This is a genomic window from Actinoplanes subglobosus (genome assembly GCF_042650585.1).
In the GTDB taxonomy this organism is placed as follows: domain Bacteria; phylum Actinomycetota; class Actinomycetes; order Mycobacteriales; family Micromonosporaceae; genus Actinoplanes; species Actinoplanes subglobosus.
This window is the reverse complement of sequence record NZ_JBHSBL010000032.1, coordinates 1-19,500: the sequence shown is the minus strand read 5'-3', so window position 1 is coordinate 19,500 and position 19,500 is coordinate 1. Positions and strand designations below refer to the sequence as shown.

Here is a 19,500-nt window from a genome sequence, read left to right as displayed (position 1 = left end):
GGATCGGACCTCAGATCACCAGTACTTGCGGTAGTCGGTCTGCGTCTGCGGGTTGAACTGCCAGGTCTTCTCCCGCTCCGCCTTGTCGATACGGCGGTCGCTGACCTCCAGAACGTCGAAACCCTTCTGGATGTCGTTGGAGTAGATGTAGCCGTTGTACCAGTACGCCGACCAGGAACCGCCGACGATCAGGCGGTCCGTGCTCAGCGGGCCGCGCTCCCAGAAGGCGATCTCCTTCGGCTTGCGCGAGTCGGTGAAGTCCCAGATCGAGATGCCACCCTGATACCACGCCTGGACCATGATGTCGCGGCCCTTGACCGGGATCAGCGAACCGTTGTGGGCCACGCAGTTCTCGGTCACCGCGTTCTCCCGCGGGATCTTGAAGTAGCTGCGGAACTCGAGCTTGCGCTTGCTGCCCTTGCCCGTGATGTCGTAGATCGCGTCCGCACCCTTGGTGGCGCCGATCGACGGGAGGCACTCCGCGCCACCGCCGCCGCCGAGCTCATCGGTGAAGACCACCTTGGTGGCGTCGTTGTTGAACGTCGCCGAGTGCCAGAACGCGAAGTTCTCCGCGTCACGGACCGAGGTGATGACCTTCGGCGCCGCCGGCTTCGAGATGTCCAGCAGCACACCGTCACCCATGCAGGCGCCGGCCGCGAGGTCCTTCTCCGGGTACGCCGTGATGTCGTGGCAGCCGCTGGTCCGGCGGGAGTCCGCGTCACCGGGGAAGCCACCGTCCGGGAAGAGCACCGGCGCGGACACCAGGGCCGCCTCGGTGGGCTTCTTCAGCGGAACCTTGACGATCGAGATCTTGTCGTGCGGCTGCGCGCAGTTCGGCAGGTCGACGACGTCCAGGTTGTACGACGACACGTACGCGTACACCGACCGGTCCTTGCCCTTGCCGGGCACCAGGGTCAGCGTGTGCGAACCGCAGTCGGTCTTGACCGCCTTCACGTACTGCGGGTTACGCGGGTCGCTGATGTCGAAGATCTTGATGCCCTCCCAGCGCGGCGTCTCGGCCGGCGCACTGTTCGGCACCGAGACGCTGTTGCAGGAGTCGTCGCTGCGGATCGAGTCCGTACCGAGGAACAGCAGGTTGCCGTAGACGGACACGTCGTTCTGCGCGCCCGTGCAGAGGACCTGAACGGCCTGGACCGGGTCCTTCGGGTTACTGATGTCCCACACGGTGAAGCCGTTGTAGTTGCCCGCGAACGCATATTTGCCCTGGAACGCCAGGTCACTGTTGAGGGCGCTCTCGGCGGCGAACGGGCCCGTCTTGGGCTCGTTGGCGATCAGCTTGATGTTGGGGCTGCTGACGATCTCGTCCACACCCGGGATTGTGGCCGGGTCGGCCTGGGCGGGTGCGGTGACCAGAAAACTGGCCAGAACCGCCACCGCCCCGATGGTCGTCAGGCGCTTGAACCGCCCTCGTGGGGCAGGATGCCTCATGAAGATCCTTCCGCGCTGCTTCCGGCTTGCCGGCACCGGAAACGCACGGCGAGTCGTGTCGCCAAGTACCCCCGGTGATAGCGATGTCGATCGTTACGATAGTCGTCGTGACCCTCTCATGGGGACGCATGCCGGAAAGGAAATACATGCAACACCGACGCGCATGGGCCCTGACCGCCGCAACCCTGGTCCTACTCGGCACGATCGGACTCGCCCTTCTCGCCCGGAATTCCGGTGACGATGCCGAGCCGGCCGCCGCGCCCTCCGCGTCCTCCTCTCCGGCCCGGGTCCTGGTGCCCGGCAAGCCCGGCGAGTCGGCGTCCGTCACCGATGCCGATCACGTCCAGCCGCCCGGCGCCTCGCCGTACAACAAGGCCGACGTCACGTACGCCCAAATGATGATCGCCCACCACGTGCAGGCGCTGGAGATGGCAGATCTTGCACCCGACCGGGCGGCCGACCAGGGCGTGAAGAACATCGCGAGCCGGATCACCGCGGCGCAGGGGCCGGAGATCGCCATCCTCCGCACCTGGCTGAGCGACCGCGGACAACCCGAGTCGGACCCGGCACACGACCACGCCACCATGCCCGGCATGCAGCCGGAGGCCGCGCTCGCCGAACTGAGGGCGGCCCGCGGCGCCGACTTCGATCGCCGGTTCGTCGCGATGATGACCGCACATCACCGGGGCGCCTTGGAGATGGTCGACGTCCTCTTCTCCAGCGGTTCCGAGGAGAGGCTGGCCAAGATGGCGAAGGAGACAGCCATCGAGCAGGACATCGAGATCGGCCGGATGGCCGACCTCGGGGTGAGCTGACCCAGGCCCTCCACCGCCCCTCCACGCCCCGCCGCACCTCCCACGCTCAGCCGTGCCTCCCACGCCCCGCCGCACCTCCCACGCCCCGCCGGGCCTGCCAGGCTCCGCACACCTCCCACTCCCCGCCGCACCTCCCACGCTCCGCCGCACCTCCCACGCTCAGCCGTGCCTCCCACGCCCCGCCGCACCTCCCACGCCCCGCCGGGCCTGCCAGGCTCCGCACACCTCCCACTCCCCGCCGCACCTCCCACGCTCCGCCGTGCCTCCCACGCTCCGCCGCACACCTCCCACTCCCCGCCGGGCCTCCCGGGCTCCGCACACCTCCCACTCCCCGCCGGCCCGCCAGGGGGTGAGCGGCAAGCGCGGGCGACGGCTGCTGCGCCCGAAAGCGGATCATTCCGGCACCAGAAACCGGTGCGGTGATCGACTGCCATGCGGCACGCCCACCGCTACGGCATCGATCGGCCGATCACCCGTCAGGACCACTGACAGCGATAACGCCCGTCCGTAGCGGCCGATACCCGTCTAAATCCCGCTTTGCGGGGCATACCTGTGCAGACCGCCTCGGTTACGGGCGATAGACCGTTTACCGGCGTATCAACCCGTTTACCGGCTTATCGACGCGGTTACCAGCTGATCGACACGGTTACCGGCGGATCAACTCGGTTGCGCGCGGATCAACTCGATTGCGGGCGGTCGGTGGGATCGGTGGGCGCCTGAGTATCGGGGCTGGATGGCAGTCGATCGCACCCGGTGCGGTGACCGCGAACGCCCGCAGCGATCGGCCTGCCGGATCTTGACCGATTCACCACCGCTTCCGGTGGTCAACCGGTCAAGATTGGCCAGGTCAAACCCGGTTAATGTCGGTGGTCACCGCACAAGCAAGGCGTCCGATGACCATGGGACGCTCAGCCCGACGGAGCAGGGTGACCATCGATTACATACATGCGGTCCATGCTGATATCGATCACCCGAGGCGGTGTTGCCGAACCCCGGAATCGCGGGCGGTCTGACCGGAAACCGACCCTGACTGTGGACACAGGAAGCTGCCCGGCGGACCAGATCCGGGTCGGGGCGGTGATACTGCGGATGGGTCGGCGGGGAAGGGGGCGTCCCAGCAGCCGCACTCGCCATCCCCGATGGTGAGGCGTCGTGACATGCCAGGCCATTCTCGTCACCCCGACCGGCGACAACCGCGGCGATGACGCGGGGGTTCCAGGCTCCGCGTGATCAACCGCCGGTGGTGAAGACTCAGTGGTAGGGGCAGGCGTTCAGCGGCGAATCTCGCATTCTGTCTGTTCAGGTCGACTCGTCAAGGACCGCCCCCATGACGACGACCGTCTGGAACACCCGCTGCCGGGCCGGGTACACGTGCCGTCCCTCAACAGGACGCCGAGCGCACCCATTGCCGGACCGGCTACACGTGCCCTCCCTCAACAGGACGCCAGACGCACCCAACGCCCGACCGGGGACACGCACCCTCCCTCAACAGGACGCCAGACGCACCCAACGCCCGACCGGGCACACGCACCCTCCCTCAACAGGACGCCAGACGCACCCAACGCCCGACCGGGCACACGCACCCTCCCTCAACAGGACGCCAGACGCACCCGTCATCGGGTCTGGGTGCGATCACCGCCCCCAGGAGGGCGGTGACGGCACCCGCATCCGGCTCCGGGTGACGACAGGACACTCCCACCGAGAAGTCGTTCGCACACCAGGCCGCCCTCCTCACCCCGACCAGCGACAACCGTGACCGGACCGCCGGTTTCACGCCCCCGCGTGATCAACCACCGGTGGTGAAGACTCAGAGGAGCATGCCGCCGGAGGCCTCGATCCGCTGGCCGGTGACCCAGCCGGTGCCGGGGCCGAGCATCGCCGCGATCACTCCGGCGATCTCCTCCGGCTCGCCGACCCGGCCGAGCGCGGTGACACCGCCGATGTGGGCACGGACCTGCTCGTTGTCGCGTAGGGCTCCGCCGCCGAAGTCGGTGGCGGCGGGTCCGGGTGCCACCACGTTCGCGGTGATGCCACGCGGGCCGACCTCCTTGGCCAGGTACCGGGTGAACACCTCGACGGCGCCCTTCATCGAGGCGTACGCCGCATAGACGCCCTCGCCGGTGAACCGGGCCAGACCGGTGGAGAGGTTGACGATCCGCCCGCCGTCGGCGATCAGCGGCAGCAGCCTCTGGGTCAGGAAGAAGACGCCACGGAAGTGCACGTCGAGCATCTCGTCGAAGGCCTCGACCGAGGTGTCGGCGATCTTGCCGGCGTGACCCACGCCGGCGTTGTTGATCAGGTAATCGAAGTCGGTGCGGCCGAAACGGTCGGCGAGCACACCTCGCAACTCGGTTTCAAAGCCGGCGTACGAGCCGAGGTCACCGACGTTGAGCGGGAGCGCGACGGCGTCGATCTTCTCGCCCGGGTCACCACGATGGGTGTAGATCACTTCGATGCCGGTGTCGATCAGGGCCTGGGCGGTGGCTCGCCCGAGTCCGCGGTTGCCGCCGGTGATCAGTGCGATTCTTGGCATTTCCACTCCTGGAGAAGAGGCGTTCAGACGACTGGAGAAGGGGTCATTCGGGCGACTGGAGAAGCGGTCGTTCAGACGACGGGAGAAGAGGCGTTCACGCGACGGGAGACGAGGTCGTTCAGACGACCGGAGAAGAGGCGTTCACGCGACGGGAGACGAGGTCGTTCAGACGACCGGAGAAGAGGCGTTCACGCGACGGGAAACGAGGTCGTTCAGACGACCGGGGAAGAAGTCGTTCAGGCGACGGCGGCGAGTAGCTGGAGCTTCTCGTGACTGGGTGAGCCGGGCGCCGCGGTGAAGACCAGCAGCGTCTGGAGCTGGTCCGGGTCGTGCAGGGTCTGGCAGTAGAGGTCGAGCGGGCCGAGTTCGGCGTGCAGCAGCGTCTTGCGGTCGGTGTGGGCCAGGCCGATCTCGTGTTCGGCCCAGATCGCCGCGAACTCGCCGTCGGCCAGCAGCGCGGCCACGATCTCCCCGGCCCGGCTCTCCGGTGCCGCCGCGTAGGCGCCACGCAACTGGGCCGCGAAGATCCGGCCCTGCCGCTCGTGGTGGTCGGCCGGGTAGAGCCGCCGGGACTCCGGGTCGGTGAACCAGCGGTACCACGCGCTGCGGGCCAGCCCGGTGAACCGGGTCTCGTCACCGACCAGGGCGACGGCCGGGGCTGTCTGGAGGAGCGTCTCGCCGTACCGTGAAATGACCATGGCCGGGGTGTCGCCGAGCCGGTCGAGGATGCGCATCATCCCCGGCCCGATGTGGTCGTCCCGGGAGACCCGCTGCGGCGCCGGGTGCCCGCCCAGGCGGAACAGGTGATCCCGCTCGGCCAGGCTCAGGTGCAGTGCCCGGGCCAAGGCCGCGATCATCTGCTCGGAGGGTGCCGGACCGCGCTGCTGCTCGATCCGCCCGTAGTAGTCGGCCGACATCCCGGCCAGGGCGGCGACCTCCTCGCGGCGCAGGCCGCCGGTACGCCGCCGGGGTCCGCGAGGCAGGCCGACGTCCTCCGGCCGTAGCGCCTCGCGCCGTGTGCGGAGGAAATCCGCGAGTTGTGCCCGGTCCATGTCACTGCCCCCTCCGACGGATCAAGCTTGACCCGCCGGGCCGGCCGGATGAAGGCCGAACACATCCCGGGACAACTGATCCCTGGACGCGGGTCAGCCCCGCAGCGCCGCCCTGATCTGCGCGGCGCCCTGACTGAGCAGCTCGAACGCGTCGCCGCTGATGTCGTCGTCCTTGCGCAGGTCACGGAGCTTGCGAGTGAACTCGTCGATTTTGCGGGTGGTGCCCCGGGTGTCACCGCGGGCGAGCCGGTCGGCGGCCTGTTCGAGCCGCCGGGTCAGGGCCTCGGCCCCGTCGTCGTCCAGCTCGTCCTCGTCCTCCAGCACGCCGATCACACCGGCCAGTCCGGTGATCAGCTCGCCGGGCTGGGCCGGGCGGGTGGCCGGTGCCGTGGTCACGGTCGGCTCGGGCGCCGCGGACTCCTCGGCCGGCTCGCTGGTCGACTCGGGCTCCGGGGACGCGCTCGTCTCCGTCACCGCCGGCGACGGGGGCGCCGCGACCGGCACCGGTTCGTCGTCGCCGGAGAACAGCCACACCGTCAGCAGGAGCAGCACGACCGCGGCGCCACCGGCGGCGAGCAGGGCGGTGCGCCGGTGGTTGGCCGCCCGGTACACACCGCGCGGCTCGACCACCGGCAACTGAGCGGTCGGCTGGTGAAGTTCGTGAGGCTCCGGCACGGCCGACATCATGCCAGGTCAAACTCCCGGCCGGCGCGGGGTCGACTCACAGCAGGACGGGCAACCGGTGCAGGCCGCGCAGCAGGGTGCCGGGACGCCAGGCCAGCTCGTCCGGGTCGGTGGCGAGCCGCAGGCCGGGGAACCGGTCCAGCAGGGCGGAGAACGCGATCTGCGCCTCCAGCCGGGCCAGTGGCGCGCCGAGGCAGTAGTGGATGCCGTGCCCGAACGCCAGGTGGGCGTTGTTGGGCCGGTCCAGGCGCAGGTCGCCGGCTCCGGGGAAACGGTCGTCGTCACGGTTGGCCGACAGCAGGACGACGACGACCGGGTCGCCGGCCTCGATGGTGACGCCGCCGATCTCCAGCCGCTCGGTGGCGACCCGGAACGTCGAGGTCTCGACCGGCCCCTCGAACCGCAGGAACTCCTCGATCGCGGTGGGCAGCAGCGACCGGTCGGCGCGCAGCCGCTCCCACTGCTCCCGGTCGCGCAGCAGCAGCCACGTCCCGTTGCCGATCAGGTTCACCGTCGTCTCGTGGCCGGCGATGAGCAGCAGGAAGACCATCGAGGACAGTTCCTCGGCGGAGAGCCGGTCGCCCTCCTCGCGCACCTGGATGAGACCGGTGAGCAGGTCGTCGCCGCCGTGTTCGCGGCGGTCGGCCAGGAGGGCGGAGATGTACTCGATCATTGCGGTGATCGCCGGGGCCAGCCGGTCACCGGCCAGCGCGCCGGAGACGATCACATTGGACCACTCCCGGAACGCGTTCTGATCCTCGGCGGGGACGCCGAGCAGCTCGCAGATCACCTGGATCGGCAGCGGGAAGGCGAAGGCGTCGATCAGGTCGGCCTCCCGCTCGCCCCGCAGAGCGTCCAGGAGCTCGGTGGTGATCTCCTCGATCCGCGGCCGGAGGCCCTCGATGCGGCGGGCGGTGAACGCCGCCGAGACGAGACGGCGCAGGCGGGTGTGGTCGGGCGGGTCGGCGGAGAGCATGTGCCGGGAGATCGCCGCGGTGAGGCTCGGCTGCCCGGCCGTCGACGAGCCCATCGCGATCATCGACTTGGACAGTCGCGGGTCTGACAGCGCACGCCGGGCGTCGTCATATCGGGTGACCAGCCAGGCGTTGAGGCCGCTGGGCAGTCGCACCCGGCGGACCGGCCCGGTGGCGCGCATCCGCGCATAGACCGGATGGGGGTCGTTCTGGAACGCCGGGTCGGTGAAGTCGATCTGGAGATCCTGCGTCATCAAGCCCTCCGGGCCGCCGGGAACCGGATTCCGACGATACCCGTCGATACGGTTCCCGGAGGGCCCCTCCGGCGTTCAGGCCGGGCGCCTCCGCGGCGCCCGCGGCGACCGGGGCGGGCGGATCGGCAGATGCGGGCGGCGCGCGGTGGGTCGCCGGAGCCGGCGCGGTCGCGGCTCCGCCGAGGCGACGACGATCACGATGTACGCCCGGGGCTGCGCGGAATCGGCCACTGGCATGGATCACCTCCAGGGAAGGCGTCCACTATCCGCCGGACCGGCCGCCGACCGGTGCCCGTTCAGACTTTCTTAATGATCATCTGTGCGAGAGGTAAGCATCCTCCAAAACTGAGGTGAGCCTGCGCCGACTACCCTCCTGGGGACCTTCTCACCGATGGAGTAGCCGCGCCACCATGAGCTTCCGCACCCTCGGGTACACCGCCGCCGTCGCGACAATGCTGGTCATGGCCGGATGCAGCGCTGGTTCCACACCGCCCGGTACGGCCGCCGCCGCCAAGCCCGGCACGCACACGTCGTCGGCGCCGGCCGTGGAGACCACCGTCTCCGCGCCGCCCGCCGGTTCGACCGCCTCCACCCGGCCGAACATCGTCCTCGTGCTGGTCGACGACCTGTCGATGAACCTCGTGCAGTACATGCCGCAGGTGCGCAAGCTCCAGCAGGACGGCACCTCGTTCTCCAACTACACGGTCACCGACTCGCTCTGCTGCCCGTCGCGGGCGTCACTGCTCAAAGGCCAGTTCCCGCACAACACCGGGATCGTGAAGAACCACGGGTCGGACGGTGGCTTCCTGCTATTCCACAGCCGGGACCAGGAACGGTCCACCTTCGCCACCGATCTCCAGGGTGCCGGTTACCGGACGGCCTTTCTCGGCAAGTACCTGAACGAGTACCAGCCGGGGATCAGGATGGGCGGCACCAAGCCGTACGTGCCGCCGGGCTGGGACCAGTGGTTCGTCGGTGGCAACGCCTACGACAACTTCGACTACAAGCTGAACGAGAACGGCCGGGTCGTCACGTACGGCTCGAAGCCGAAGGACTACCTGACCGACGTGCTGGCGGGCAAGGCGGCGGATTTCATCAGCACCACGGCGTCGAGCGGCAAGCCGTTCATGATCGAGGTCTCCACCTATGCGCCGCACCACCCGTACACGCCGGCGCCCCGGGACGCGAACCTGTTCCCCGGGTTGCGGGCGCCCCGGACGGCGGCGTGGGACCGGGCGCCGGAGAACTCCACCTGGCTGGCCACCAAGCCGAGACTGACGAAGGCCCAGAAGCAGCGGCTGGACCAGGAGTTCCGGCTGCGGGTCCAGTCCGTGCAGTCGGTGGACCGGATGATCGGCCGCCTGCGGTCCACTCTGGCCAAGGCGGGCGTGGCCGACCGTACGATGGTGATCTTCACTTCGGACAACGGCTATCACATGGGCGAGTACTCGCTGCCGTCCGGCAAGCAGACCGCCTTCGACACCGATGTGAACGTGCCGCTCGTGGTCGCCGGCCCGGGTGTCAGTGCCACCCGCAACGCCAGCGAGGTGGTGGCCAACATCGACCTGCGGCCCACCTTCGCCGACTGGGCCGGGCTGCCGGCGCCGCCGGAGGCCGACGGGCGCAGCATCACGCCGCTGCTCTCCGGTGATTCCCCGGCACAGTGGCGCCACGGCACGCTGATCGAGCACCACGATCCGGCGACCGATCCGAAGGACCCGGACTTCGAGAGGGACAGTGCGAACATCCCGCCGTCCTACGACGCGCTGCGCACCGGCACGTTCACCTTCATCGAGTACGTGGACGGGACCGTCGAGTACTTCGACCGCACCACCGACCCCGAAATGATCAAGAATGTGGCCGGGACGCTGAGCGAGGAGCGGCTCGCCGAGCTACGGTCCGCGGTCCGTGGGATGGCCACCTGTGTCGGCGCGGACGCCTGCTGGAGCGCGTCGCGGACGGTCAGCTGAGCCATTTCGGCGCGCTCTGCCCGCTCGCGTGACCGAACGGCGATCCGCCGGACCCGTCCGGGCGCCGCACCACCGGGTAGACGCTGGAGTGCGCCTGCCACGACGGCTGCGGGCGCGGGCGGGCCTCGGCGAGGGCACGCACCAGCGCCTCCAGCATGTCCTGGAGCGCCACGTGCAGACGGCCGTCGGTGATGATGCCGGCGCCGTCGATCGAGGCCATCTCCAGCGGCAGGCGGATGCAGGCCGGACGCAGCAGGCGGGCGCCGCCGTGCTCGAGCACCGCCTCCAGGCCGGTGCGCGCGCCCTCGTCGACGCCGGGGCGGACCACGGACAGCCAGGCGGCCGGCTTGCCACCCAGCTCGCCGCCGTCGATCAGCCAGTCGAGCAGGTTCTTCAGGCTGCCGGGGAGCGAGCCCGCGTACTCCGGGGTGCTGAACAGCAGGGCGTCCGCCGCGTCGACCATGGCGCGCAGCTCGGCGACCGCGCCCTGCGGGGTCTCGCCGGGCACGAACGCCGGCAGCTCGCGCAGGTCCTCGTAGAGGGCCGCGGTGATCTCCTGCGGGGCGAACCGGGCCGCCGTGCGCAGGGCGGCCGTGTGCAGGGAGCCGGTCAGGGTGCTCCCGGAGATCAGCAGGACGCGGGTCATGCCGCCGACGATACGACCCCGCGGGGCCGGTCCCGGACGCCCGGAAGGCTTACGTTGTGGCCGGTTTCCGACGAATCAACCACCCGGCGCCGGCCACCGCCGTGATCGCGAGAACCACCAGCATCGACGTGTGGTTCGCGCCGACCGCGTCGGCGGCGCCGGCGACCGGGTTGGGCACCCCGAGCCGGTCCAGCATCCAGCCCACCGCGGCGGCCCCGGTCAGCACCGCCCCGCCGATCCGCAGCCACCGCCCCACCGGGAGACCGGCCAGTGCCAGCAGGGCCGGCAGCGCCAGTGCCACGAGCAGCAACTGGACCAGCTCGATCCCGAGGTTGAAGCCGAGCAGGCTGAGCGCCAGCTGCCCGGTGGACAGGCGCAGGTCGGCCAGGGTGAGCGAGAACGCCATGCCGTGCCCGAGCCCGAACAGGCCGGCGACCAGCGCCTCGCGGCCGGGGAAAAGGGGGCGCACCGCGTGTGCCGCACCGATCAGGATGCTCACCGCGATGAACACCTCGACCGGCCGCGCCGGGATCTCCACCCGGGTCAGCGCGCTGAGCACGAGCGCCGCGGAGTGACCCAGGGTGAAGGCCAGCGTGATCCCGCCGATCCGGCGGACCGCCCGGCGTCCGCCCGCCAAGCCGCTCCACCGGCCGCGTGCCGCCGTCAGCGGGGCCGGGAGCAGCAGGATCAGCAGGAACAACAGGTGGTCGGTGCCTTCCAGGATGTGCAGGCCACCGAGCTTGAGCATGGCCAGGAGGCCCTGCCGGGAACTGCCCGTGCCGAGGTCGACGGTGAGCTGCGGCACGGTCATCGTCCGGTTGTCGATCGCGATGACACCGACCTGCTCGACGGTGTCACCCTCGGTGATCCGGCCGGCCGCCCAGTCCTGCCGGACCGAGACGAGTGTGGTGTGCGTCACGACCTTGTGCACGATGACGTCGTAGCCGAGCGTGAAGTGCCGCACATCACCCCCGACCGGCGGAGTGAGCTCGATCTCGACCCTGACCTCTTGGTAGGGCCCGGTCGACGTCTGTTCCGCCCGGGTCAGCTCCGGGTCACCGACGGTCACCGTCCAGGCGCGGCCGTCCGCTCCGGCCGGCCGGAAATGCCCGGCGAGATAGTCCCGCAGCGCGTCGGCCCGGGCCGGCAGGTCCACCGCGAACCCGGCGCCCGTGGCCAGGTCGCCGACGGGCAGTTCCAGTGACGCGGTGACCGATGCCTCGTGCACGTCGAGCACGACCACCGAGTGCGGCATCGGGTGGGCCGCGGCGGGCTTCGCACCGAGGAAGACCAGCAGGGGTACGGCCAGAAGCGCTGCAATCCGTCTCACCGGCACCATGATTGTCAACAAAATCGTCGGCAGACAGAGCCCGGGCCGTCTTCACAGCAAGTCACAGAAAGCAATGAGGCCCCACCCGGATCAGGGTGGGGCCTCATGAAGCTGTGCGCCGCGTAGGACTCGAACCTACAACCCGCGGATTAAGAGTCCGCTGCTCTGCCAGTTGAGCTAGCAGCGCCAGTGTTGGCCGGAAGAGTGCGCCGCGTAGGACTCGAACCTACAACCCGCGGATTAAGAGTCCGCTGCTCTGCCAGTTGAGCTAGCAGCGCTCTGCCGTGCAACGAGGAAAACGTTAGCACGGGCTGGGAAGATCCTTGAAATCGGCCGCTAACCCCCGGAAGGAGGACCCGTGGCTTGCGTCCATGCGTCAGTATGTCTGCGCTGAGAACTCAAGAACGGGGCCCCCACGATGGTTGACCTCCGCCGCTCCCTCGCGGCGATCTTGGCGATTGGCCTGATCGCGCCCCTCGCCGCGTGCAGCGACGAGACAGATCCCGCCTTCGCCGAACCGGCCGCGTCCACCGGCGCCAGCACCGGCGCGTCGGCCCCGGTGACCGAGAGCACCACTGCCGCCCAGCCGGCGACGCTGGCCATCACGCCGGCCGCGAACAAGAAGGACGTGCCGGTCAGCGCCGAGATCGGGCTCAAGGTCAGCGGCGGGGAGGTGTCCTCGGTCACGCTCACCGACGCCAAGGGCAAGGCGGTCGCCGGGACGCTGCGCGAGGACAAGTCGGCCTGGGTTCCGGCCAAGCCCCTCAAGACCAGGCAGAAGTACGCCGCGAAGGTCGTCGCCACCGGGACGGACGGTACGACCACCACCGCGACCACGTCGTTCACCACGATGGGCGCGCCCGGCCGGGAGACCGGGACCGGGCTCTACCTGTTCGACGGCAACACCTACGGCGTGGCGATGCCGGTCGTCGTCGAGTTCAACCCGGGCATCAAGAAGGCGGACCGGGCCGCGGTGCAGAAGCGGATGTTCGTCGAGACCTCCCCGGCCCAGCCCGGTGTCTGGTCGTGGACGGCGGCCGGGACGCAGGCCTACTACCGGGCGCCGGAGTACTGGCAGACCGGCACCACGATGAAGGTCCGGATCGCGGTCGGCGGCCTGCCCACCGGCGGTGGCCGCTACGGCGACCAGGACCGCTCGGCGACGGTGAAGATCGGGCGCAAGTTCGAGATGAACGTCGACAACGCGTCGAAGAAGATGACGGTGGTGCGCGACGGTCAGACGGTGAAGACGATCCCGGTGAGCCTGGGCAAGAAGAGCACCCCGTCGTCCAGCGGTCACATGGTGGTGATGGAGAAGAAGGCGGCGACCGTCTTCGACACCACCGACACCGACGGTGCCGCCGGTTACCGCACCGACATCGAGTACGCGCAGCGACTGACCTGGAGCGGTCAGTACATCCATTCGGCTCCGTGGTCGACCGGTTCACAGGGACGCACGAATGTGTCACACGGATGTGTCAATGTCTCCCCGTCGAACGCGCGCTGGCTCTTCGAGAAGACGCTGATCGGCGACCCGGTCGTCGTGAAGGGCACCGGGGACGAGCTGGACTACGGCAACGGCTGGACGCCATGGGACGTGAGCTGGGAGAAGTTCAAGGAGGGCAGCGCCCTCTGAGTTCTTCTCGTGGTTTCTTCTCCCCGGCGGGGTACATCGATGGCGTAAGGCCGGTCACGGCACGAAACCGGGATTGGTGCGACGCTGATTTTGGAGCACTATTGGGCGCCGGGGAGAACGACGCCGTGAGGGGACCATGGAGATGGATGCAAATCGGTCGGCGGAGCGATCCCGTGGCCGGGGGCGCCTGCGCCTCGCGGTGGCCGCGGTGCTCGCGGGCACTCTTCTGCTGACCACCGCGTGCAGCGGTGACGACTCGCCCTCCTGGCAGGGTGGTGGCAACACTCCCGAGGGGACGACGGCGTCGCAGGGTCCCGCTGCCGAGCCGACGCTGAGCACCGTCGCGGTGACCTCTCCCGCGGCCGACGCGAAGAGTGTCGAGCTCTGGTCCGAGGTCAAATACACCAGCGAGGACCCGGCCAACACCGAGGTCAAGGTGACGAACGCCAAGGGCGACGAGGTCAAGGGCACCGCCGACAAGGACGGCAACGTCTGGCGTCCGACGTCGGGTCTGGCGTGGAACACGAAGTACACGGTGAGCGTCAGCACCCCGAGCGCCGAGGGCAAGACCAACAGCGTCACCAGCTCCTTCACGACCATGAAGGAGCCGTCGAACCTGGTGCGGGTGACCAGCTTCCTGGCCGACGGCCAGAAGGTCGGCGTCGGCATGCCGCTGATCATGAAATTCGGCCGGTCCATTCCGGAGAAGTACCGGGCCGAGGTGGAGCGCCGGATGGTCGTCACCGCGACCCCCGCTCAGGAGGGCGCGTGGCGCTGGATCAGCGCGACCGAGGTGCAGTACCGGCCGAAGGTGTACTGGAAGGCCAACTCCAAGATCTTCTACGCCGTCAACCTCAAGGGCGTGAAGCTCGGTGACGGGTGGTACGGCCGGTCCAACCTGACCGTCGACATGAGCGTCGGCCGCGAGATGATCATGACGGTCTCCAACAAGAACAAGCAGATGACCGTCAAGCAGGACGGCAAGGTCATCAAGACGATCCCGGTGAGCCTGGGCAAGTCGAGCACCCCGTCCTCCAGCGGCACCATGGTCGTCATGGAGAAGGCGGCGCACACCGTCTTCGACACCACCGACGAGGACCCGGTCAACGGCTACAAGACGCCGATCGACTGGGCACAGCGGATCACGTACAGCGGCCAGTTCATCCACGCCGCGCCGTGGTCGGAGGGTGTGCAGGGCAAGCGCAACGTCTCGCACGGCTGTGTCAACGTCTCCGAGGCGATGGGCAAGTGGCTCTTCGACCGGACCATGATGGGTGACGTGATCAGCGTCTCCGGGACCGAGGAGAAGCTGAAGAACGGCAACGGCTGGACCGTGTGGAACATGAGCTGGGACGAGTTCAAGAAGGGCAGCTACCTGAACTGACGGTTCCTCCCCCGGCTTTGCGGAGGGCGGCTCCCCGGATCACCGGGGAGCCGCCCTCCTTCACTTCGCCGGGAAGGCTCCGGTCACGACGGCCCGCTCGGTGCCCGCGCCGGCCAGGACCCCGTAGGTGTCGGCGGTGGCGTCCCGGTCGCCGCCGGCGTGGGTGTACTGGACGGCGAAGACGTAGGCGCCGGGCGCGAGGGTGCCCTGTTTGAGGGTGAACCGGTAGACCAGCCGGTCCTTCTCCTCGGTCACCGCCATGGTGATCATGTCGGCCGGGATGGTGGTCCACTTCCCGGCGTCCGCGACCCCGGCGGTTCTCGCCACGTTGATCACCATGTCCAGCGAGGTGATCGTCTGGCTGGTGGTGAGGGTGACGTTGCCCTGCGCCCAGGTGCCGACCGAGTGCGAGTCGACGGCCGCGATCGAGCTGAGGAAGCCGTCGACGGGCTGCCAGCTCGGGGTGAGCTCCGGCGGGGGCGGCGGCTTGTCGGCACCCGGCTTGCCGGTCTCCGCCCGCGGTGGCGCCTTGCTGGGGGCGGGCGGGGACGGCACGGTGGTGGCCGGTGACGGCGTCGGAGAGCCCTCGGTGGCCGCCGGTGTCCGGTCCTGTTCCGGCCGGTCACCGGCCAGTCTGATCCCGGCGAACCCGACCACCAGGGTCGCGACCACCGACGCCGCGGCGGCGACCGGCCGTAACGACAGCGCCCACCGGCTCGGGGCCGGCTCGGCACGGCCCTGGGCGATCCGGGCGAGCATGACGCGGGTGTCCGGCAGGTGCCGCTCGGCCTCGTGGCGCAGCACCGTGCCCAGGTCGGACTGGGGGCGCTCAGCCATGGTGGCCTCCCATCATCAGCGGCATCCCGCGCAGGAACTCACTCAACTGGGCAGCGCCCCGCGAGGTGTGACTCTTCACCGCACCGACCGAGATGCCGAGGATCGTGGCGACCTCCCGCTCCGGCACGTCGAACGCGTACCGCAGGACGACGCACTCCCGGCGCCGCTGCGGAAGACGCTGCAGGGCGGCCCGTACGTCCAGCACCGCGGAGGTGTCGCTCTCGCCGCGCTCGCGGCGGAGCAGGCCGAGCCGGAGCAGCCCGGACCGTTCCCGGGTCTGCTTCTTGATCCACTGACGGGCCAGGTTGGTCACGATGCCGCGGGCGTACGCGATCGGGCTGTCCGCGGCCTGGACGCGTTCCCAGTGCCGCCACACCTCCACGAACGCGTCCGCCGCCAGGTCGTCGGCGGCCTGCGAGTCACCGGTCACCAGGTAGGCGAGCCGGGACAGGTCGGCGTGATGGTCGTCGAAGAACCGCCGGAAAGCGTATTCGTTACCGAGCTCGGGCAAGGGACCGTTCCTGACCGTCAGGGGATTAGGGGGAACGACGGTCGCTCCGGGCCGTGGGGACGAGCCCGGGGCGACCGGGATCAGCCGATCTTCACGGAGTAGGCCGTGGTGTCGAGCCGGCCCGACCCGGTGAAGATCTCGGTGCCGGCCTGCACGCTGGACAGGTATTTGGTCTTGGCGAGCCATCCGCGTGCCACCAGATCGTCGGTGAAGTCGGTCAGGTTCAGGGTGGCCGCGGAGGTGCTGGAGGTACGCACGAACGAGTACACCTCCCAGCCGATGTTGCCCTTGTAGAGGTCCCAGGTGGTGCCGGCGATGGTCACGGTCGCCTGCTTGGTGCCGACCGGGCCCGCCCCACCCGACCGGTAGAGCCACACCATGACCTCGTCGGTCGGGTTGTTCTGCCAGTCCGGGTTCGCGATGTCGTGCAGCCACAGGTCGTAGGCGACGTTCATCACGTTGCTGGTGGTCTGGGTGACCTGGAAGTTCCAGTTGGCGGTGACGGCCTTACCGGCGCTGAGCTGGACCGGCAGGCCGGTACCGGTGGGCACCTTCCAGCCCCAGTGCCAGCCGAGGACCGAGCTGGCGTACGACTTGACCTTGGTGTTGTCTCCGGCCCAGGTCCAGCGGGTGCCCCAGCTCAGGCTGTCGCCGCTGAGGCCGTTCTCCCAGACGCACTGCGAACCGGTGCCGTCGGCCTTGCCCCAGACGTTGTTGTTCACCCAGTACTTGCCGCGTACGAGGGCGGCGAAGTCGGTGCAGTCCTCGGGACCGGTGGTGGCGGCAGCGGTCTTCGAGGCCGATGGCGTGGCGGAGGCCGTCTTAGAGGCCGACGGTGACGCCGAAGCGGTCTTCGAAGCCGACGGGGAAGCCGCGGGCACCTTCGACACGGTAGGGGAAACGGTGGGGGAAGCGGCAGGAGAGACAGCTCCGCAGATCACCCCGTTGACCGTGAAGGCGCTGGGGATCGCGTTGCTGCCGGTCCAGCCGCCGTTGAAGCCGATGGTGACGTTGCCGCCCGGCGCGATGGTCCTGTTCCAGCCGGCGTCGGTCACGGTGACCTGGGTGCCGCTCTGGGTCCAGGTGCCGTTCCAGCCACTGGCGAGCGTCTGCCCCGACGGGAAGGCGAAGCCCAGCTTCCAGCCGTCGACGTTCGCGCCACCCGTGTTCTTGATCTTCACATCGCCGGTGAACCCCGAGCCCCACTGGCTGACGACGGAGTACGTGACCGAACACGCGGTGGTCTCGGCGGCGTCGGCGTGGAGGACACCGACGACGGCGGCCGCGCTGCCGACGGCCAGTACCGAGAGTGGTACGACGATGCGCTTGGCGAGCATGAGGAGGGTCTCCTGGGGGGCGACGGATGATCCACACCCCTGTGGCCCGGCAGCGGCAAAAGGTTGCGCGCACTCGCGAGAAATTTTCCGGCTTTCCACAATATGGGAGCGAGCCCACAGGAAATCCGACTTCCCGGCAGCTTTCCGGGACAAAACGAAAAAGCCCCGTCTCGCGACGGGGCTTTTCACATGGGGTGATCGACGGGACTCGAACCCGCGACCCCCGGGACCACAACCCGGTGCTCTACCAGCTGAGCTACGACCACCATGCCATCACGGGTAACCAACCCCGTGGTGCCGCCCAATCATAGCGACCACCCCGGGGGACCCGTCGAGCGGGTTACCTACAGCTCTGCGGCGACCGCCTTCGCCGTCTCCACATCGGGGCCGGGCTGCGGCACGAAGACGGTGCGGCGGTAGTACTCCAGCTCGCGGATGCTCTCCCTGATGTCGGCGAGCGCCCGGTGCGACAGGCCCTTGGCCGGCTGACCGAAATAGACCCGCGGGTACCACCGGCGGCACAGCTCCTTGATCGAGGACACGTCGATCATCCGGTAGTGCAGATGGGCGTCGAGCGCCGGCATGTCACGGGCCAGGAAGCCCCGGTCGGTGGCGATCGAGTTGCCACAGAGCGGCGCGGTCCGCGGGTTGGGGACGAACTCCCTGATGTACGCGAGCACCGCCTCCTCCGCCTCGGCCATGGTGATCGCCGACCGCCGGACCTCGTCGGTGAGCCCCGACTTGGCATGCATGTCGCGCACCACGGGGGGCATGGCGTCCAGCGCCGCGTCATCGGCGTGGATCACCAGATCGACGCCCTCACCCAACACATTCAGCTCCGGATCGGTGACCAGGGCCGCGACCTCGATGAGCTTGTCCTTGCCCAGGTCGAGACCGGTCATCTCACAGTCGATCCACACCAGAAGATCCGCCACGCCGACAGCCTACGCCGGGCGACGCGCCGCTGTTCGGCACGTTCCGGGCCGCAGTCGCTCAACGTGCTGTTTGTCCGGTTTGTTGCCCTGACTTCCCACTTCGCCGAATGCCGGGTAAAGTGTACTTAACGGACGAAGCCCCCCTTCGGTTACTCCGTTCCCCCCGGTAAAGGGCCCTCCGTGTCGGCAGCACGGAGGGCCCTTTCATGCCCAGCGGACCTCCGGCGTCTCCCCCGGCGCCACGAAACCCACCAGCCGCTCCGCCTCCTCCTGCACCGACGACCGGTCCGCGGGGGCCAGCGGCCGGAACGGGGCGATCTCCACCGACGGACCCTTCCGCGACCAGGTCGCCGCCACGAAACCGTCGACCAGCACCGTCGGGCGCACGATCGACCAGCCCGGCATCACCAGCGGACGGTCACCCGGATGCAGGATCCGCGACCGGTCGGCATGCCCCAGGACCGCGTTGTCGAACTCGGGCAGGAACACCACCGGGGCCGGGGCGTCCGCCTCCTCGATCGGCGCGTGCGGGAGGTCGTACAACTCCATGCCGTTCTCGTCACGGAAGACCCGCAGCCGCGGCCGCAACGTCGCGAACAGCGCCGCCAGGCGGGTCAGACCCGACCAGACCTGGACATCCTTCACCGACGCCGGCCCGAACGCCGCCAGGTAGCGCAACACCAGCGTCTCCGCGCTCGGCGCCGCGGCCAGCGGCCGCCCCAGCCAATCCTCCGCCAGGACGCATCCGATCCTTCCGCGATGCCCCCACGTCCCGGCCGGCGGCGGGTGCAGGAGAGCAAATCGCAGGTGTACGACGAGAGCCAGCTCGCCGAGGTCGGCCTCCGGAAACCGTGCCGCCAAGCGCCGGGCCAGCTCCGGGCGGGTCAGCGGCCCCTCCGCCATGATCTCCCGGCCGGCCGCGTCGAAGGCCTCCGGATCACACCCGCCCAGCCGCCCGGCCCGGCCCGCCATCCGTTCCAGGGCGGGGTGCAGGGTCGGGCGCAGCCAGTGATAGTCGTCGCCGGCACACAGGTGCTGGGTGCCGCGGAGCAGGGCGCTGCGCACCACGGTCCGGTCATGCAGGAGGCCCGGCCCGGTCAGTGGAGTCCCTGATAGTGGTGTAACGCGGTTGGCGTGATCGTCGGACAGCCTG

The 19,500-nt window shown here is 69.3% G+C and carries 16 protein-coding genes and 3 tRNA genes; 4 read left to right on the top strand and 15 right to left on the bottom strand.

What is annotated here, in order from left to right; all coding sequences use genetic code 11:
- Positions 1-15: 15 nt before the first annotated feature.
- Positions 16-1,449 carry a hypothetical protein gene (locus tag ACFO0C_RS45015; protein WP_378073018.1) on the bottom strand — a complete coding sequence of 478 codons (1,434 nt, stop codon included), beginning with the start codon at positions 1,447-1,449 and terminating at the stop codon, positions 16-18.
- 146 nt (positions 1,450-1,595) lie between these two features.
- On the opposite strand from ACFO0C_RS45015, the gene ACFO0C_RS45010 reads away from it, so the two are divergent.
- On the top strand, positions 1,596-2,264 hold the full coding sequence (locus ACFO0C_RS45010) for a DUF305 domain-containing protein (RefSeq protein ID WP_378073017.1): 669 nt from the start codon (positions 1,596-1,598) through the stop codon (positions 2,262-2,264).
- A 1,807-nt stretch (positions 2,265-4,071) separates the two neighbouring features.
- Here ACFO0C_RS45010 and ACFO0C_RS45005 read toward each other — a convergent pair.
- The 4 genes from ACFO0C_RS45005 to ACFO0C_RS44990 form a co-directional block, all read right to left on the bottom strand.
- Positions 4,072-4,797 (bottom strand): SDR family NAD(P)-dependent oxidoreductase, encoded by a 726-nt coding sequence (locus tag ACFO0C_RS45005; RefSeq protein ID WP_378073016.1) that lies wholly within the window; start codon positions 4,795-4,797, stop codon positions 4,072-4,074.
- A gap of 236 nt (positions 4,798-5,033) precedes the next feature.
- A complete protein-coding gene (locus ACFO0C_RS45000) occupies positions 5,034-5,849 on the bottom strand; it encodes a helix-turn-helix transcriptional regulator (protein WP_378073015.1) in 816 nt (271 codons plus the stop codon).
- Between the two features lie 93 nt (positions 5,850-5,942).
- A complete protein-coding gene (locus ACFO0C_RS44995) occupies positions 5,943-6,524 on the bottom strand; it encodes an FIMAH domain-containing protein (RefSeq protein ID WP_378073014.1) in 582 nt (193 codons plus the stop codon).
- Between the two features lie 46 nt (positions 6,525-6,570).
- Entirely contained in the window at positions 6,571-7,761 is a 1,191-nt protein-coding gene (locus ACFO0C_RS44990; RefSeq protein WP_378073013.1) for a cytochrome P450 family protein, read from the bottom strand.
- A gap of 410 nt (positions 7,762-8,171) precedes the next feature.
- Here ACFO0C_RS44990 and ACFO0C_RS44985 point away from each other — a divergent pair, with 410 nt between their 5' ends.
- The gene (locus tag ACFO0C_RS44985) at positions 8,172-9,731 is read left to right on the top strand and encodes a sulfatase family protein (RefSeq protein ID WP_378073012.1); all 1,560 of its coding nucleotides are present in this window, start codon (positions 8,172-8,174) and stop codon (positions 9,729-9,731) included.
- Here the strand turns inward: ACFO0C_RS44985 and ACFO0C_RS44980 are convergent.
- From ACFO0C_RS44980 to ACFO0C_RS44965, 4 genes are all read right to left on the bottom strand, one after another.
- On the bottom strand, positions 9,724-10,377 hold the full coding sequence (locus ACFO0C_RS44980) for an NADPH-dependent FMN reductase (protein ID WP_378073010.1): 654 nt from the start codon (positions 10,375-10,377) through the stop codon (positions 9,724-9,726). The two genes, ACFO0C_RS44985 and ACFO0C_RS44980, sit on opposite strands and share 8 nt — an antisense overlap.
- A 49-nt stretch (positions 10,378-10,426) precedes the next feature.
- On the bottom strand, positions 10,427-11,707 hold the full coding sequence (locus tag ACFO0C_RS44975) for a HupE/UreJ family protein (protein ID WP_378073009.1): 1,281 nt from the start codon (positions 11,705-11,707) through the stop codon (positions 10,427-10,429).
- 114 nt (positions 11,708-11,821) lie between these two features.
- Positions 11,822-11,894 (bottom strand) — tRNA-Lys (locus ACFO0C_RS44970).
- Positions 11,895-11,912: 18 nt separating this feature from the next.
- Positions 11,913-11,985: transfer RNA gene (locus ACFO0C_RS44965), tRNA-Lys, on the bottom strand.
- 140 nt (positions 11,986-12,125) lie between these two features.
- Here ACFO0C_RS44965 and ACFO0C_RS44960 point away from each other — a divergent pair.
- Both ACFO0C_RS44960 and ACFO0C_RS44955 read left to right on the top strand, forming a co-directional pair.
- On the top strand, positions 12,126-13,343 hold the full coding sequence (locus tag ACFO0C_RS44960) for a L,D-transpeptidase (protein WP_378073008.1): 1,218 nt from the start codon (positions 12,126-12,128) through the stop codon (positions 13,341-13,343).
- Positions 13,344-13,485: 142 nt separating this feature from the next.
- Complete coding sequence (locus ACFO0C_RS44955) at positions 13,486-14,727, top strand: L,D-transpeptidase (RefSeq protein ID WP_378073007.1); 1,242 nt, start codon at positions 13,486-13,488, stop codon at positions 14,725-14,727.
- Between the two features lie 60 nt (positions 14,728-14,787).
- Here ACFO0C_RS44955 and ACFO0C_RS44950 read toward each other — a convergent pair whose 3' ends face one another.
- From ACFO0C_RS44950 to ACFO0C_RS44925, 6 genes are all read right to left on the bottom strand, one after another.
- Complete coding sequence (locus ACFO0C_RS44950; RefSeq protein ID WP_378073006.1) at positions 14,788-15,564, bottom strand: hypothetical protein; 777 nt, start codon at positions 15,562-15,564, stop codon at positions 14,788-14,790.
- Positions 15,557-16,075, bottom strand: a complete 519-nt coding sequence (locus ACFO0C_RS44945) for a SigE family RNA polymerase sigma factor (RefSeq protein ID WP_378073005.1) — start codon at positions 16,073-16,075, stop codon at positions 15,557-15,559. Before ACFO0C_RS44945 ends, ACFO0C_RS44950 begins: the two co-directional genes overlap by 8 nt.
- A gap of 80 nt (positions 16,076-16,155) precedes the next feature.
- Entirely contained in the window at positions 16,156-17,412 is a 1,257-nt protein-coding gene (locus ACFO0C_RS44940) for a GH12 family glycosyl hydrolase domain-containing protein (RefSeq protein ID WP_378073004.1), read from the bottom strand.
- A 190-nt stretch (positions 17,413-17,602) separates the two neighbouring features.
- Positions 17,603-17,678, bottom strand: a tRNA-His gene (locus ACFO0C_RS44935).
- 78 nt (positions 17,679-17,756) lie between these two features.
- Complete coding sequence (gene orn / locus ACFO0C_RS44930) at positions 17,757-18,347, bottom strand: oligoribonuclease (RefSeq protein WP_378073003.1); 591 nt, start codon at positions 18,345-18,347, stop codon at positions 17,757-17,759.
- Positions 18,348-18,551: 204 nt separating this feature from the next.
- The coding region (locus ACFO0C_RS44925) for a winged helix DNA-binding domain-containing protein (RefSeq protein WP_378073002.1) at positions 18,552-19,500 on the bottom strand (949 nt) is incomplete at its 5' end.